The 14,624-nt window shown below is 65.9% G+C and carries 14 protein-coding genes; 8 read left to right on the forward strand and 6 right to left on the reverse strand.

Annotated features, from left to right (window positions below; genetic code table 11):
• Positions 1-135 precede the first annotated feature (135 nt).
• The 7 genes from mtnA (at position 136) to C795_RS16395 (ending at position 7,180) form a co-directional block, all read left to right on the forward strand.
• Positions 136-1,179 (forward strand): S-methyl-5-thioribose-1-phosphate isomerase, encoded by a 1,044-nt coding sequence (gene mtnA, locus C795_RS0101470; RefSeq protein WP_017791983.1) that lies wholly within the window; start codon positions 136-138, stop codon positions 1,177-1,179.
• Positions 1,180-1,221: 42 nt separating this feature from the next.
• Positions 1,222-2,277, forward strand: coding sequence for a BMP family ABC transporter substrate-binding protein (locus C795_RS0101475; protein WP_017791984.1), 1,056 nt, complete (start codon positions 1,222-1,224; stop codon positions 2,275-2,277).
• Positions 2,278-2,354: 77 nt separating this feature from the next.
• Entirely contained in the window at positions 2,355-3,911 is a 1,557-nt protein-coding gene (locus C795_RS0101480) for an ABC transporter ATP-binding protein (RefSeq protein WP_017791985.1), read from the forward strand.
• The gene (locus tag C795_RS0101485) at positions 3,908-5,122 is read left to right on the forward strand and encodes an ABC transporter permease (RefSeq protein ID WP_017791986.1); all 1,215 of its coding nucleotides are present in this window, start codon (positions 3,908-3,910) and stop codon (positions 5,120-5,122) included. Before C795_RS0101480 ends, C795_RS0101485 begins: the two co-directional genes overlap by 4 nt.
• Positions 5,119-6,033 carry an ABC transporter permease gene (locus C795_RS0101490; RefSeq protein ID WP_017791987.1) on the forward strand — a complete coding sequence of 305 codons (915 nt, stop codon included), beginning with the start codon at positions 5,119-5,121 and terminating at the stop codon, positions 6,031-6,033. Before C795_RS0101485 ends, C795_RS0101490 begins: the two co-directional genes overlap by 4 nt.
• Before the next feature lie 14 nt (positions 6,034-6,047).
• On the forward strand, positions 6,048-6,527 hold the full coding sequence (locus C795_RS0101495) for a cupin domain-containing protein (protein WP_232225402.1): 480 nt from the start codon (positions 6,048-6,050) through the stop codon (positions 6,525-6,527).
• Between the two features lie 71 nt (positions 6,528-6,598).
• Positions 6,599-7,180, forward strand: a complete 582-nt coding sequence (locus tag C795_RS16395) for a TetR/AcrR family transcriptional regulator (protein WP_017791989.1) — start codon at positions 6,599-6,601, stop codon at positions 7,178-7,180.
• A gap of 33 nt (positions 7,181-7,213) precedes the next feature.
• On the opposite strand, the gene C795_RS0101505 is transcribed toward C795_RS16395, so the two are convergent.
• The 5 genes from C795_RS0101505 to C795_RS0101525 all read right to left on the reverse strand — a co-directional run bounded on the left by C795_RS0101505 (position 7,214) and on the right by C795_RS0101525 (position 12,320).
• Complete coding sequence (locus tag C795_RS0101505) at positions 7,214-8,179, reverse strand: CPBP family intramembrane glutamic endopeptidase (RefSeq protein ID WP_017791990.1); 966 nt, start codon at positions 8,177-8,179, stop codon at positions 7,214-7,216.
• The gene (locus tag C795_RS0101510; RefSeq protein ID WP_017791991.1) at positions 8,176-9,309 is read right to left on the reverse strand and encodes a hypothetical protein; all 1,134 of its coding nucleotides are present in this window, start codon (positions 9,307-9,309) and stop codon (positions 8,176-8,178) included. Before C795_RS0101510 ends, C795_RS0101505 begins: the two co-directional genes overlap by 4 nt.
• Before the next feature lie 54 nt (positions 9,310-9,363).
• Positions 9,364-9,738 (reverse strand): GntR family transcriptional regulator, encoded by a 375-nt coding sequence (locus C795_RS0101515; RefSeq protein ID WP_017791992.1) that lies wholly within the window; start codon positions 9,736-9,738, stop codon positions 9,364-9,366.
• A gap of 147 nt (positions 9,739-9,885) precedes the next feature.
• Positions 9,886-11,046 carry an acyl-CoA dehydrogenase family protein gene (locus tag C795_RS0101520; RefSeq protein WP_017791993.1) on the reverse strand — a complete coding sequence of 387 codons (1,161 nt, stop codon included), beginning with the start codon at positions 11,044-11,046 and terminating at the stop codon, positions 9,886-9,888.
• Between the two features lie 74 nt (positions 11,047-11,120).
• Positions 11,121-12,320, reverse strand: a complete 1,200-nt coding sequence (locus C795_RS0101525) for a CaiB/BaiF CoA transferase family protein (protein ID WP_017791994.1) — start codon at positions 12,318-12,320, stop codon at positions 11,121-11,123.
• 133 nt (positions 12,321-12,453) lie between these two features.
• Here C795_RS0101525 and C795_RS0101530 point away from each other — a divergent pair, with 133 nt between their 5' ends.
• Complete coding sequence (locus tag C795_RS0101530) at positions 12,454-13,995, forward strand: PucR family transcriptional regulator (RefSeq protein WP_017791995.1); 1,542 nt, start codon at positions 12,454-12,456, stop codon at positions 13,993-13,995.
• Here the strand turns inward: C795_RS0101530 and C795_RS0101535 are convergent.
• Entirely contained in the window at positions 13,992-14,615 is a 624-nt protein-coding gene (locus tag C795_RS0101535) for a hypothetical protein (protein ID WP_017791996.1), read from the reverse strand. The two genes, C795_RS0101530 and C795_RS0101535, sit on opposite strands and share 4 nt — an antisense overlap.
• Between the last annotated feature and the right edge of the window lie 9 nt (positions 14,616-14,624).

A 14,624-nucleotide genomic window follows, 5' to 3' on the forward strand; every position in this document is an offset into this window, starting at 1 on the left:
CATTTCGCGACCATCAGGCATCCTGAGAACACCGCGCTCAACACGGGGCTCCAGTCGGGTACTCTTGAGTGTTGCGACATCGGTGCCGGGGGGCGTCTCACGCCTTGCCGCGGCAAGACATCATAAGGAGCCCTCTTGCGCACGATCGACTGGGTTGACGGAGCCATCGAGCTGATCGACCAGACCCTACTGCCCCACACTGTTGAGCTGCTGCGGGTCACCGAGCTGCCCTCTCTCATTGACGACATTCAGCGCCTCGCGGTGCGTGGAGCCCCCGCACTCGGCGTTGCCGGCGCGTTTGGCGTTGCGCTCATCGCGCAGAGCGTCGCCGCCGAAAACGGCGACGAGGAGTTCGACACCGCCGAGGTGCGCCGCCAGGCTGCACTGCTGCGTGAGGCACGCCCCACCGCGGTAAACCTCTCGTGGGGTGTCGATCGCGTGCTCACCAAGCTTGAGGGCGGCCCCGAGGCTGTGCTGGCCGAGGCCATCGCAATCCGGGACGAAGATATTACGGCCTGCGTGTCGATGGGTCTCTATGGCGCCGATCTCACGCGCGAGCTGACCGGCAAGGATCGCGTGCGCGTCATGACGATCTGCAACACGGGCAGCCTCGCGACCGTCGAGCGCGGCACCGCGCTCGGTGTCATCCAGACGCTGCTCGAGCAGGGCTCGCTCGAAGAGGCCTTCCCGCTCGAGACGCGCCCGCTGCTGCAGGGCGCGCGCCTCACCGCCTGGGAACTGACGCGCATGGAGGCTCCCTTCCGCCTCCTCATCGACTCGGCTGGCCCCTTCCTGCTCTCGCGCGGGATCGCTGACGCCGTCTTCATCGGCGCCGACCGCATCGCGGCCAACGGCGACTCCGCCAACAAGATCGGCTCGTTCTCGCTCGCCCTCGCGGCGAAGCACGCGGGCGTGCCCTTCATCGTTGTCGCACCCGAGTCGACGGTCGACATGTCGACCGCGACCGGCATGGACATCGAGATCGAGGACCGCGGTTCGGCCGAGGTCGTCGGCTTCGGCGGCGTCACCACCGCGCCCGAGGGCACGACGGCCGTCAACCCGGCGTTCGATGTCACCCCGCACGAACTCATCACGGCGATCGTTACCGAGCGCCGGATCATCCTGCCGGGCAAGGGCGAATCTCTCTCGACGGTTCCCCTCGGCGCGCTGCGCTCATAAGCTTCACTTCATTCCCCTTTGTATTTCCCGAAAGGAATATCCATGTTCTTTACCAAGAGCCGCACGCGTGCGGCGCTCGTCGCAGGTGCCGCAGCTGGTGCCCTGCTCCTGACGTCTTGCTCCGGCGGAGGCGCTGGCGACGAGGGTGCGAGCAACGCTGCGGGCCCCCAGTTCATCTACATCACGAGCGACCCGATCGGCCAGAACGAGTTTCTGAAGTCGGGCAAGATCGGTATCGACTCGGTTGCAGAGCAGTTCGAGGGCACGTCCAAGACGTACGAGTCGAAGGACGACGCAACGCGTCGCACCAACCTCGAGTCGGCGATCTCGCAGGCGCCCGAGGTCATCGTGATGCTCGGTTTCCAGTTTGCTGACATGGCAAACGAGCTCGCTGAAGCTAACCCCCAGCAGAAGTTCCTGCTGATCGACACCGAGGTCGAGGGTGCTCCCGAGAACCTGTACCAGGCAACCTTCCGCGAGCAGGAGCCCTCGTACCTCCTCGGCTACGAGGCCGGGCTGCTGACCGAGGCGAACAAGGTTGGCTCGATCATCTCGCTCGATATTCCGCTGCTCAGCAAGTACACCGCTGGCTTCGCCGAGGGTGCCAAGGCTTCCAACGACAAGGTTGAGGTCATTGCCCCGCAGGTCATCGGTGGCGAGAACGCATTCGCTGACACCGCGCGCGCCAAGGAGCAGGCAATTGCCTACTCGGGCACCGGCGTTGACGAGGTCTTCGCTGTGGGTGCTGCCGCAAACGGTGGCATCATGGAGGCTGCAGCCGAGAAGGGTTTCTCGGCGTACGGCGTTGACACGAACCAGTGTGGCATGGCTCCCGGTTTCGTCGTTGACGGCAGCATCAAGTCGGTCAACCGTGTCGTTGAGACCGTTGTCGGCGAGATCATGGACGGAGTGACCTCGAAGGACGCAACCACCTCGTTCGGCCTCAAGGAAGAGGGCATGACGATCGTCAGCCTCGACGAGGGTGCAGCTGACTCGCAGTGCACCGTCATGGACAGCCCCGACGTTGTCGAGAAGGTTACCCAGATGCGCGACGATATCGTTGCTGGCAAGGTAGCGGTTACCGACCCGCTGGCATAACCTGCTGACTGTGGGGCGCGCTCACTTGAGCGCGCCCCACAGTTGCACCACACTCACACCTCACCGAAGGAGCGCGGATGACCGCCGAAATTTCGATGCGCGGCATCACTAAACGTTTCCCCGGCGTACTCGCCGACGACAACGTCGACTTCGAGGTCGAGACCGGCGAGATTCACGCCCTCATGGGTGAGAACGGCGCTGGCAAGTCGATCCTGATGTCGCAGCTCGCTGGCGTGTATCAGCCCGACGAGGGCGAGATCTATATTCGTGGCGAGAAGGTCCACTTCAGCTCGCCGCAGGGCGCCATCGATGCCGGTATCGGCATGGTGTTCCAGTCCTTCAAGCTTTTCCCGTCGCTCACGATCGCCGAAAACGTGGTGTTTCGCAACGAGCCGACGAAGTACGGTCTAATCGACCGTAAGGCAGCCAACGAGCGCGTGCGCGAGATTGCGGACCGTTACGGCCTCTCGCTCGACCCCACTGCGCGCGTGAGCTCGGTTCCCGTTGGTGTGCTGCAGCGCGTCGAGATCGTCAAGGCTCTGTACCGCGATGCCCGCGTGCTGATCCTCGATGAGCCCACCGCCGTGCTCACCCCGCAGGAGACCGAGAATCTGTTCGACGTGCTGCGCGCCCTCAAGGCCGATGGCCGCACGATCATTCTCATCACGCACAAGCTCAACGAGGTCATGGCGATCTCCGACCGCGTCACCGTGCTACGCGACGGCCGCAATGTGGCCCAGCTCGTCACCGCCGACAGCTCCCCTGCCGAGATCACCCGCCACATGACCGGCCGTGACGTCGACCTGTCGACGCCGCCGCCCGCACTTGCGCCGGGCGAGATCATCCTCGACGTCGACCGCGTCACCGTGCAGGATTCCCCCGGCGACCGCCCCAACGTCGACAATGCGTCCCTGCAGGTGCGGGCCGGCGAGGTCGTCGGCATCGCCGGTGTGGCAGGCAACGGCCAGGTCGAACTCGCTGAGGCGATCATTGGCATGCGGTCCACCGCCAGCGGATCGGTCACTCTCAAGGGCAACAACCTGTCGAAGAATTCGATCGCGCAGCGCCGCGACGCCGGCATCGCCTACGTGCCCGAGGACCGGCACGGAGTCGGCAGCGCCGGCACAGCCACGGCCGTCGATAACCTCGCTCTCGGCCATCACCGCGCGGCCCCGATCCTGCAGCGCGGTCTGCTCTCGCGGGGTGCGATGCTCGAGCATGCCCAGCGCCTCATCAAGCGCTTCGGAGTCAAGATCGCGAGCCCCGCGACCCCCGTGGGCACGTTGTCGGGTGGCAATCTGCAGAAGGTCGTCGTCGCCCGCGAGCTCGACTACGGCTCCCCGCTGCTCATCGCTGAGCAGCCCACGCGCGGCGTCGACGTCGGTGCGATCGAGTCGATTCACCGCGAGCTGTGCGAGTACCGTGACGGCGGCGGCGCGCTGCTGCTGATCTCTGCCGAGCTGAGCGAGATCATGTCGCTCTCCTCGCGCATCCTCGTCATGTTTGAAGGCCGCATCGCCGCCGAGCTGCCCAAGGAAGAGGCCACCGAGGCGCTCCTCGGTCTGTACATGGCGGGCCACAAGCCCGAGCCCCAGCACCGTCCGGGTGCCCTCGCGAACGGAGACGCACGATGAAACAGCTCACCTCAGTGGGCCGTTGGTTCGCTGGCCCCATCCCCATTTCGGTGGTGCTTGCCCTCGTCATTGGCGCGTGCTTCATGCTCATCGCCGGCGTCGACCCGTTCACCGGCTACGTGGCAATGTTCCAGGGCTCGTTCGGCACGGGCCCCGGCATCGCCACCACCATCACGCGTGCGATCCCGATCATCGGCATCGGCCTCGCGCTCGCCATAGCCTTCCGCGCCGGCGTACTCAACCTGGGCACCGAGGGCCAGGCTGGCCTCGGTGCGCTCGCGGGCGGCATCGTCGCGATCTACGTGCCCGGCCCCGCGCTGCTCATCCTGCCGCTCGCGTTCATCGCCGCGATCGCCGCTGGCGCCGCCTGGGGAATGATCGCCGCACTGCTTGAGAACCGCATGGGCGTGCCGATCCTGCTCTCCTCACTGCTCATGAACTACCCCGCACGCTTCTTCTCGTCGTGGCTCATCAGATTCAAGCTCGATGAGCCCGCGTCCGATCTCATCGCGAGCGAGCAGGTGCGCCCCGAGGTGCAGCTGTCGATGCTGGTGCCCCGCGACTCGGCGTTCGCCGAGACCCTGCGCAACACGTTTGGCCCCACGAACCCGATCACCTCGGTGCTCACGAGCGTCAACTGGTCGCTCGTCGTACTCATCGTTGTGCTGCTCGGCGTCATTTTCATGAACCAGCGCACCCGCTTCGGCTTTGAGTCGGGCGTCAGCGGCCAGAACGCCGAGTTCGCCCGCTACAGCGGCGTGAAGCCCGCCCCGCTCGTCACCCGCACGATGGCGTTCTCGGGCGGCCTCGCCGGCATGTTCGGCATGATGCTCGTCATCGGCGCACCGTCCACGCGCCTGCTCGAGGGCTACATCGTGCAGACGAACTACGCGTGGACCGCGCTGCTCGTGACGCTGCTCGCCCTCTACCGCCCGGTGGGAACCGCGATTGCTGGTCTCTTCTTCGCCGCGATCATGGTGGGCAGTGACGCGATGGGCCGCGAGCTGGGCCTGTCGCCCCAGATTTCCGCGGTCATTCAGGCACTCGTCATCATTCTGCTCGCTTTCCGCGTAGGCCTGCCCAACATGCGCAAGAAGCGTGGCGATGCGGGCAATGATCCGGATCGCGAAGCCCCGCCCCTCCCCGAGCCCGCGAGCCCGGCTGCGGCCGCAAGCCCCGAGTCCCCCGCATCGAAGGAGTCCGCACGATGAGCTTCCTCGATATGTTCAATGAGGATCTCTTTACGACGATCCTGAGCGCACTGATCCCGATTCTGCTCGCCGCACTGGGCGGCATGATTGCCGAGCGCGCGGGTATCTTCAACATCGGCCTCGAAGGCATGATCCTGATCGGCGCGTTCTGCGGCGTCGCGGCGTCGTTCTTTACCCACAACTGGGTGATGGGCGTGCTTGCAGCAATGCTGGCGGGTGCCCTGTTCTCGGTGATTCTGGGCTACGGCGCGGTGTACCGCAAGGGCGACCCGATCGTGCTCGCCATCGCCATGAACATTCTGGCCGTGGGCATGACGAGCTTCCTGCTCGTCGCGATCTTTGACGTGCAGGGTGTATTCCAGGATCCCGGCATCGTGGGCATCCCCAAGTGGGAGATTCCGTTCCTCTCTGATATTCCGGTGCTGGGTGCGCTGTTCTCGCTCACCCCGCTCGGCTATCTCGCGCTGCTGCTCGTGCCGGCGCTCTGGATCATGCTGTTTCGCATGCCGATCGGCATGCGCCTGCGTGGCGTCGGCGAGCGTCCGCTCGCCGCGGCCACCCTCGGCGTGAAGCCCGAGCGTTACCAGCTCGGCGCTGTGATCGCCTCGGGCGCTCTCGCGGGCCTCGGTGGCGCCCAGCTCGCGCTCGGCAACGTCGTGTTGTTCACCGAGAACATGTCGGCCGGCCGCGGCTGGATCGCCGTCGTCGCGGTCATGCTCGCGCGGGCACACCCCGTCGGCGTGCTCGGAGCAGCCGTGCTGTTTGGCTTTGCTGACGCCATCGGGTTCAGGCTGCAGATCTTTGGCTTGCCGCCGCAGCTCACCGACGCAGCCCCCTACGTGGTGACGCTGCTGGTGCTCATCTTCACGAGCCGTCGGTTCCGCAAGCCCCGTGAGGCGGCGCTCGCGTGATCGAGGATTCGGCAGTGACATCATCCGGTAGCGCGCCACTACCCGCCGAGGCAGCACGCCTGGTCGAGCTCTTGGGGCTCGAGCCACTCGAGCATGAGGGCGGACTGTTTCGCCAGATGCATCTCGACGAGCACTCCAGTGCGATTTACTACCTGCTCGCCGACCCCGATTTCTCGGGGCTGCACGCACTTGGGTCGGTCGAGGTGTACCACTGGTACGCGGGCGCCCCGCTCCAGCTGCTGCTGTTGCACCCCGATGGACGGGTCGAGGAGCCCGTCCTCGGACCCGACCTCGCGGCGGGGCAACGCCCCCAGCTGGTCGTAGGGCCCGGTGTCATGCAGGGTTCGAGTTCCTCTGGTTCGTGGAGCCTCGTCGGCACCACGATGTCCCCTCCATTCGACTGGAATGGCTTCGAGTTGGGCGACCGTGAGGCGCTGCAGCTACGGTACCCGCACGCCGCCGACCGGATCACGGAACTCACCAGAATCCCCTGAGTGAACACCACAACTGTTGCCGATGACAGTTGTAGCTTCGATACATCAGGTTGCGGCGTTATGGTTAGTGCATGACCGACGCAAGAATTGTTCGCACCCGCGCATCGTTGCGCTCAGCGATCCTCGAACTCGCCTCCCAGAAGCCCGTCACTGAGATCACCGTTTCAGAGCTTGCAGCAGCTGCTGACATCAATCGTGTCACGTTCTACAAGCACTACGCGAGCCCGGCGGAGGCGCTGGGCGAGGCCTTGCAAAGCGAGCTAGACCTTACGCGCGAGGCAGTTCTCGCTCGGCAGGAAGAGGGCAGCTGCAATAGCCCCGACGCACTCGTGCACGGTCTCGATCTGATTCTCGAACACGTGTCGCGGCACCATCGCCTGTACGAACTCAGCGTTTCGGCGAAGGACGACGGCGCGGTGCCCTGGGCACTCAGCGAACATTTCGCCGCCACCATCAAGATGTTCCTTGAGAAGCGGGCCGCCGATCTTCACTGCACTGGCGACTATGACATCGATATCGTCTCGGGCTTCTTTGGCGCAGGTCTCGTCGGTGCGGTGTACACCTGGCTGCAGTCCGGGGAAACCGACACCACGGTACTCGTTGCCTCGGTCACCAGAATTCTTCCCGACTGGTGGTTCCCCCAGAAAGACTGATCCGGGGTACGGGGACAGCCCGGGAGAGCGCGCCTAGGAAAGCTCCGGCTGCTTGGCAAACTGCCGAGTAAGGGCGAGCACCGCAATGACGACCGCCACGACGATCCAACCCGCCGCACCCACAACGCTGGCGAGTTCGGGGCGAAGCTCTCCTCCCGCCGCCACAAAGAGCAGTGTCACGTTGCCCACGGCGTTGAGGGCGCCGTGCGCAAAGACCGCTGGCCACACTGATCCAGTGCGCAGCCGAAGCCACCCGAACAGCACGCCCCAGAGCACACAGTTCACCGTCATCAGGGCCACTCCCCGCCAGTCGAACAGGCCATAGTTGTGGCCGAGCAGAGTGAGGGGCGCGTGCCAGACGCCCCAGATCGCGCCGCTCAGTGCGAGCGCGGGCCAGGTGCCGAGCGGGCGCAGGGCAGGCAATAACCAGCCGCGCCACCCGAGTTCTTCGCCCAGGGCAAGCAATGAATTGAGCACCGCGCCGAGCGGCAGCATCGCCAGTTGAATCGCGATCAGCAGCGCGGGTGGGGGCAGAATTCCCGGGTCCATGCCGTCTGGCAGGGCGGCCTCATTGAGGGCCGCGAAGCCCGAGAAGTTCACGAGATCTAGGGTGACCCAACCCGCGAGTGCAGCGACCCCGACGGTCACAAACCCGATTGCCAGGGTGCCAAAGAGTGCCGCGACCGTCATCCACACCACGCGCTTCGCTGGCCGCAGCGGCCACAGGCCGAGAAAGCGCGCGCGAGCCGTGCGGGGCGTGCGAGCCAGAAACACGACCACCAGCGCCGCGATCCCGGGGGTGAGCATCATCACGGGAGCGAGCAGCCCTGCGAGCAATGGAGTACTCGCCGCTGCGGGGTCAGCCTGCCACAGGGGCATCGTGACGAGCCAGGCAAGCCCGTAGGCGAGTCCCACGAACAGCGCGACCGCGAGCCAGGGCACCCGCTGAAGGCGCGTTGTCTGGGCGGGAGCGTTCGGGTCGGTGGTCTGATGCGTCATGATTCTTCCCCTGCGTTATTACTGTGACTCGCGTAAGTTTCGAGCAGCCCCGCCGCGGTCTCGGAGTCGTCCACCGTCAAGGCGAAAATACGGCCATCTCGTCGCGAAATGATGAGCCCTTCCCCCGAGCGCATCACGAGACCGAACCGACCGGGTGCCCACCGCATTCCCCACCCGCCGAAATCACCGAGGGGCGAGATGTGGCTGCTCGCGGCGTGTGCCACGTCAGCAGCGGGGACGCGAAACACGGGCCAGCCCGCCACCGACCGGGCTTCGAGTCCGGCAACGTCGATGCGCACGCGAAACCACAGCGAGCAGGTGCTGAGCAGCAAGACGAGCGCGGTCACTCCCGTCATGATCCAGGTCGCGATGGGCTCCGTCTGCGCAATCCAAGCCGTGACCGTACCCATCGCGAGTGCAGCCAGAGCCACGCCCAACACGATGATCAAGCTTCGAGACGGTCGCACCGTGCCCACCCACACCGCGCGTTCAGTTGTCGCGAGCGGCACAGCGTCGGCGGGGGCACCTTCCCCGCCCGAGATGTATACCTTGGGTTGCACGAAGTACCCGACTGCTCCCAGCCCGATCCCAATGCCGAATGCGAGTCCCAGGGCCCCGCCAATACTCCCCGCGTCGCGCGCGTCCGCGAGCCCCAGCTGCATGTGAGTACTGAGCACCCCCATGAGTGAAATGCTGACGGAGAGCCCGAGTGACATCGCAGCGAGGAGGCGATTGAGGGCTGACCACACTGCAATCGAACCCTTACCCGACCCAAACACCGCGAGCGACCCGATGAGCAGTCCCAGCCCGCCGCTCAAGCCGCCCACCATGGCAATGTTGACGCCCGCACTCATAAAGCTGGTGGGCTCGTCTCCCGACCACTGGGTAGCAATCGGGTTGGGAGTGAACGGTAGCCACGTGATGAGCAGAATGGTCGCGGTGATTGCGGCGGCCATCGGCAGCACGAGCCCCACCACGATCGCGGACACCTTCGCCCGGCGCAGTGCGACGAGCTCTTCATCACTGAGGCCGACATGCTCCGGAGGAAGCGGTCGGTTGGTCGAGCTTGACCGGCCCTGGGATGCTTCACTGGCACCCGGGTGGTGCGGGTGTCGGTGCAGTTCGTTCATGCGTCGTAGCCTCCGTGGCTCGTGCTGGTCATGTTCGTATTGGGTTGCAATCAACTACGCCAGGTGTTGACGCTGCGCGGCACTCGCGCGCACGGACACCATCGCGGCGAGGGCCTCAGCACTAATGCCTCGCGCACGCGCGCGCTCGACGAGGGCATCAATGTCGCCATTCAACTCGGTGAGGTGGGTCACGGCCTCAGTGACCACGGCGCCGCGGCGGCGCTTCAGGTCGACAAGTCCCTCGTCGCGCAGCAGCTGATACGCGCGCAGCACCGTGTGCACGTTCGCGCCCAGCCCGGTCGCGACCTCGCGCGCGGGCGGCAGTACCGTGCCCTGCTCGATGCGCCCGGCGAGCATGTCACCGCGCACGGAATCGGCGATCTGCGCATAGATAGGCCGCTCGCTAGCTTCGTCGATCCGGATCAGCACGGGACACCGCTTCCTTTAGTTCTAATAAAACCCTATCAAACGCGCCCTACTCCCGACGCGCGAAACGGGCCATCGACCCAAGCAACGCGAACTGCCCCGCGTCGCTTCCTCGAGGGAGCGACGCGGGGCAGTTCGGAACAGTGCGAATTAGAACGCAGCGATACCTGTGAGCTCGCGACCGATCACGAGCTGGTGCACCTCGTCGGTGCCCTCGTAGGTGCGCACGGATTCGAGGTTCGCCATGTGGCGCATCACGGGGAAGTCAGAGGTGATGCCGTCGCCACCCAGGATCGCGCGGCAGGTGCCGGCAATCTTGATGGCCTCGCGCACGTTGTTGAGCTTGCCCACCGAAATCTGCGCGTGCGGAAGCGTGCCCGCGTCCTTGAGTCGACCGAGGTGCAGCGCGAGCAGCAGGCCCTTCTGGTACTCGAGAAACATGTCGGCGAGCTGGCCCTGGATGAGCTGCTTGCCGCCGATCGGGGCACCAAATACCTGGCGGGTCTGCGAGCGCTCGACCGCGGCCTCGAGGCACGAGCGCGCGGCACCCATGACGCCCCAGGCGATGCCGTAGCGCGCCTCGTTGAGGCACTTGAACGGCGACGAAAGCCCCTTCGATCCGGGCAGGATCGCGTCGAGGGGCAGCCGCACATCATTCAGATCGATCTCGGTCTGCAGCGATGCACGCATCGACAGCTTGTTCTCGATCGCGCGCGCTTCGAAGCCCGGGGTATCGGTCGGCACGACGAAGCCGCGCACGATTCCCTCCTCGTCCTTGGCCCAGATCACGCCGACCTGCGCGATCGTGGCGAGCCCGATCCAGCGCTTCTTGCCGTTGAGCACCCACTGGTCGCCCTCGCGGCGCGCGGTGGTGATCATCGTGTTGGGGTCGGAGCCGCCCTGCGGCTCGGTCAGCCCGAAGAAGCCGATTGCTTCGCCGCGCCCCATCGCGGGGAGCCAGCGCTGCTTCTGCTCTTCTGAACCGAACTTGTAAATCGCGCCCATTGCGAGCGATCCCTGCACCGACAGTGCGGTACGAAAACCCGAGTCAACGGCTTCAAACTCCATCGCAACGAGGCCGTACGCCACCGAGGACGCACCTTTCAGCCCGTATCCGTTCATGTACATGCCGAACGCACCGAACTCTCCAACGGCGGGCAACAGCTCGACGGGCAGGCGTCGCTCTTCAAAGGCGTCGTCAATGATCGGCTGGATCTTGGTCTGCGCGAACTCGCGAGCCTTTAGCTGCCACTCGCGCTCCTCCTCGGTGACATAGTCTGCAACGTCGAAGAGCTGGTCAATCGTGGTCATGTGGGTTCCTTACTCTGAGAAGTTCGGGGCAAAAAATGAAGCTTGGGGTGACTAAATTTCAGGGGCCGGATCGCCTAGCGATCACGCCACTTGGCGTCTTGATGCTCGCCCACGTTGGGCGGCGGCGCGTGGTAGGTGGCGGGGGTGCGCGACAGCGAAATGGGCAGCGCCACCGAGCTCAGCGTCTGGCTGGAACCGTCGGGCGCGGTCGCCTCCGTGCGGGCGATCGTGCCGAGGCCGAGCGACTCGGCCAGGTCGAATGCCTGCCCGATCGTGTTGACTCGACCAGCCGGAATGTTGGCGGTGGTGAAGGCATCGATCCACTCCTGCGCGGGACGGGTACTCAGTTTGGTTTCGAGGGCCGACCGCAGCGCCACACGATTGGCGACGCGGGCCGGGTTGTTTGCGAACCGCTCATCAGTGGCGAGCTCGGGGGCGCCGATCACCTCGCACAGGCGCGCGAACTGGCCGTCAGTTCCGACCGCGAGAGCGAGGGACTGGTCGGCGGCGTGGAACGTCTCGTACGGCGCGATCGACGGGTGTGCGTTGCCCATGCGTGTGGGCGAGACCCCGGTCTCGAGAGTTGACGACGCCTGGTTGGCGAGGGCCGACAGGAGCGAGCCGAGCAGCGTCACCTTGACGTGCTGTCCCGCGCCAAACGACCCCGAGCCTTCAGTGTCGCGGGCGCGCAGTGCGGCCTGGATACCGATCACCGAGTTGAGGCCCGTGAGGATGTCGACGAGCGCGACGCCCACCTTGTTGGGCTCGCCACCGTCAGCATCGGACTGGCCTGTGATGCTCATGAGGCCGCCGACGGCCTGTACAAGCAGGTCGTAGCCCGGCAGATCCTTGCCTGCCTCGTCACCGAAGCCCGAGATCGAGCAGTACACGACGCCCGGGTTCGCGGCTGCAACCGTTTCGTAGCCGAGCCCGAAGCGGTCCATGGTGCCGGGCTTAAAGTTCTCGATGACGACGTCGGCCGTGGCGGCGAGCTCGCGCGCACGCTGCATTCCCTCGGGGGCGCGCAGGTCGCACACGACCGAGCGTTTGCCGCGGTTGACGCCCGCGAAGTAGGTGCTCTGACCAATCGCGTTGGTCGGCGGGTTCCATTGCCGGGTCCCGTCGCCCTCGGGGCTTTCGATCTTGATCACATCTGCGCCCAGGTCGGCGAGGATCATGGTGGCGTGCGGCCCCGCGAGTACCCGTGAGAAGTCGGCGACCCGAATTCCCGAGAGCGCGCCGCCCTGCTGCCCGTTCGATGCCCCAGCTGCCACAACCACTCCTCGTCACACGTCACAATTGGTGCGCGGTAGTGCACCGTATGCTCAGCAGTCTACGGTGGCCTGCACCCCAAGACCCCGCAGCATTGCACACTCACCTCGACTCGCATCGTGCAAGAATGACAGTATGGCTTTCTTGTCACAGCTCATCGCGCTCCCCGATTTGGGGCTACGCCTGATCAAGGCGGGCCCGGGCGACCCCGAGATCAGCTGGGTATCGACCACCGAGCTCCTCGACCTGAGTGAGTATCTCGACGGCGGCGAAGTGTTGCTCACAACGGGCCTCGCGTTCTCCCATGACGACCCGCGCTGGCGTGACTTCGTGGCAAGTCTCAATCGCGCTCGTATAGCGGCCATCGGCTTTGGTATCGGCGTAAATCACGACGCGGTGCCCGCCACCCTCATCCAAGCGGCTACCCAGTACCGTGTCGCGCTGTTCGAGATCCCCCTCCCTACCCCGTTCGTGGCGATCAGCAAGGCGGCTGCCGGACTGCTCCGCGCCGACGAGTTACGTGCGGCCCGCAGCGCACTCCAGGTGCAGCAACGGCTGCTCGACGGCGCGCGCGGCGACCAGGACCCGGCCGAGGTACTCGCGGTCATCGCGCAGGCCACGGGCCGCCACCTCGCCCTCGTCACGACCGACGGCACACTCGTCGCGAGCACCGCGGGCTTTGCTTTCCAGCAGGGTGCAATAGAGTACATCGATCTCGATCGGGAGGGCACGCTGCGGCTCGGGGTCACCGGCACCGCGCCGCTCACCCCCGAGGGCAACGCGATTATTGCCGCAGGCTCGATGGTGCTCGGTCTCGGGCTCCACGGCGGCCGCGCCGACGAGCTGCGCGAACGCGAGCGCTGGGAACGCCTCGCATCCGGGTTACTCACGGGCACGCACGGCCCCGATGCACTCGAGATCCTCGCTCCAGCTCTGCCCGAGGCCGAGCACCCCACTCGCCTACGCGCGATCGCGGTGCAGGGCGGTGCGGAAGACGTGGGGGCCTGGCGTCGACGCCCCCGCAGCGGGCTGGATCGCCTTGTTGCGCCGGATCCCTCGGCCCCGCGCGCGCCCGGACTCGGACTGGCCTGGCAGGTTTGCCCCGATACTGAGGAAGCGGTCGCCGGTGCGCTCTCCGCTGCGGCGGCCCACGGTCTCGACGCTGTGGTGGGTCGCCCCGTACCCGCGACGCATACGCCGGTGAGCCGCCGATCCGCCGCCGGGAGGCTGCGTGCGCTCTCCCCCACCGAGCCCCTCTACCGGGCACCCCGCGTACCCACGGTGGTGTGGGCGGACCGCGATGCTCCCTTGTTCGATGCGCTCGTCGGGCTCTCGGAGTCTGGCGCGGTGCACACGCTCGGCAGCCAGGTGCTAGGCCCCTTGTCATTGCACGCTGAGCGGGCAGATCTGCCCGATGAGACCGGGCAGGTCGCGCGGCCCGCGGAAACGCTCACGTCGGCCGAGCGCGATCAGTTGCGTGCCACCCTCACTGCGGTGTTCGAACATGATGGACAGCGCGGCCCTGCCGCCGCATCCCTCGGCATTCACCGCAACACACTGCGCGATCGTGTCGCACGCATCGAGCGGCTCACGCAGCGGTCTCTCAGCGACCCCGACGATCGCGCTGAGCTGTGGTTTGCGCTCAGGCTCGAGGACGTGTCCCCGGAACGGGCCTAGTACAGCAAGAACTGAGCCGTGCCGCTGCCCTGGACGCCAGCCGCCGCAGCCCGCAGGTGGTAAGAGGCTCCGCCAGCTGCCACCGGGTCCCGTGTAATGTCGCAGGTCTCGGCGCTCGATCGGGTGCGATCCCACGCAATCGGCTCCGTCTGCACGGCCTGATCCGGATCAAGAATCACCGCGAGTGCCTCGGGCTCGGACTGGCAGTCCACCGATCGCCACACTTGATCGTCCCCGCTCGACACGGTGAATTCCATGCCGGCCGTCCCCAGATCCGCGCTACACGGTTCGGTACCGGCGTTGACGACGCTCAGAAACAGCTGCGGCAGCTCCCCCTCGGCGTAATCCGTCTTATCGGTGCCGGGGGTGACCTTGAGCTGCCCTGACTGGCAGGCAGGCACGTCGCCTTCCTTGGGCTCCGGCGACTGCGCGGTCTGTGCCGCCAGGTCCGTGGGGAGTTTGACCTCATTCGCCTCTGGAGCTCCGGCACCGGATCCCGGCTTCAGAATCGCGAGCACGATGACCGCGATAACTGCGAGCAGGACCGCGAGTACGACCAGGCGACGGCGCAGGTACACCTTGGCTGATTTGGGCCCCACGGGGTCACGAAAGGTCGACATAGCGTCAGC

Origin of the sequence: Leucobacter salsicius M1-8 (assembly GCF_000350525.1) — a bacterium.
GTDB classification, from domain to species: domain Bacteria; phylum Actinomycetota; class Actinomycetes; order Actinomycetales; family Microbacteriaceae; genus Leucobacter; species Leucobacter salsicius.

What these genes read in the sequence shown, in the direction of transcription:
- C795_RS0101510 (WP_017791991.1), bottom strand. Translation starts at nt 9,309, where the DNA reads ATGAACGAACTGCACCGACACCCGCACCACCCGGGTGCCAGTGAAGCA.
- C795_RS0101520 (WP_017791993.1), bottom strand. Translation starts at nt 11,046, where the DNA reads ATGACCACGATTGACCAGCTCTTCGACGTTGCAGACTATGTCACCGAG.
- C795_RS0101475 (WP_017791984.1), top strand. Translation starts at nt 1,222, where the DNA reads ATGTTCTTTACCAAGAGCCGCACGCGTGCGGCGCTCGTCGCAGGTGCC.
- C795_RS0101505 (WP_017791990.1), bottom strand. Translation starts at nt 8,179, where the DNA reads ATGACGCATCAGACCACCGACCCGAACGCTCCCGCCCAGACAACGCGC.
- C795_RS0101535 (WP_017791996.1), bottom strand. Translation starts at nt 14,615, where the DNA reads ATGTCGACCTTTCGTGACCCCGTGGGGCCCAAATCAGCCAAGGTGTAC.
- C795_RS0101530 (WP_017791995.1), top strand. Translation starts at nt 12,454, where the DNA reads ATGGCTTTCTTGTCACAGCTCATCGCGCTCCCCGATTTGGGGCTACGC.
- C795_RS16395 (WP_017791989.1), top strand. Translation starts at nt 6,599, where the DNA reads ATGACCGACGCAAGAATTGTTCGCACCCGCGCATCGTTGCGCTCAGCG.
- C795_RS0101485 (WP_017791986.1), top strand. Translation starts at nt 3,908, where the DNA reads ATGAAACAGCTCACCTCAGTGGGCCGTTGGTTCGCTGGCCCCATCCCC.
- C795_RS0101490 (WP_017791987.1), top strand. Translation starts at nt 5,119, where the DNA reads ATGAGCTTCCTCGATATGTTCAATGAGGATCTCTTTACGACGATCCTG.
- C795_RS0101480 (WP_017791985.1), top strand. Translation starts at nt 2,355, where the DNA reads ATGACCGCCGAAATTTCGATGCGCGGCATCACTAAACGTTTCCCCGGC.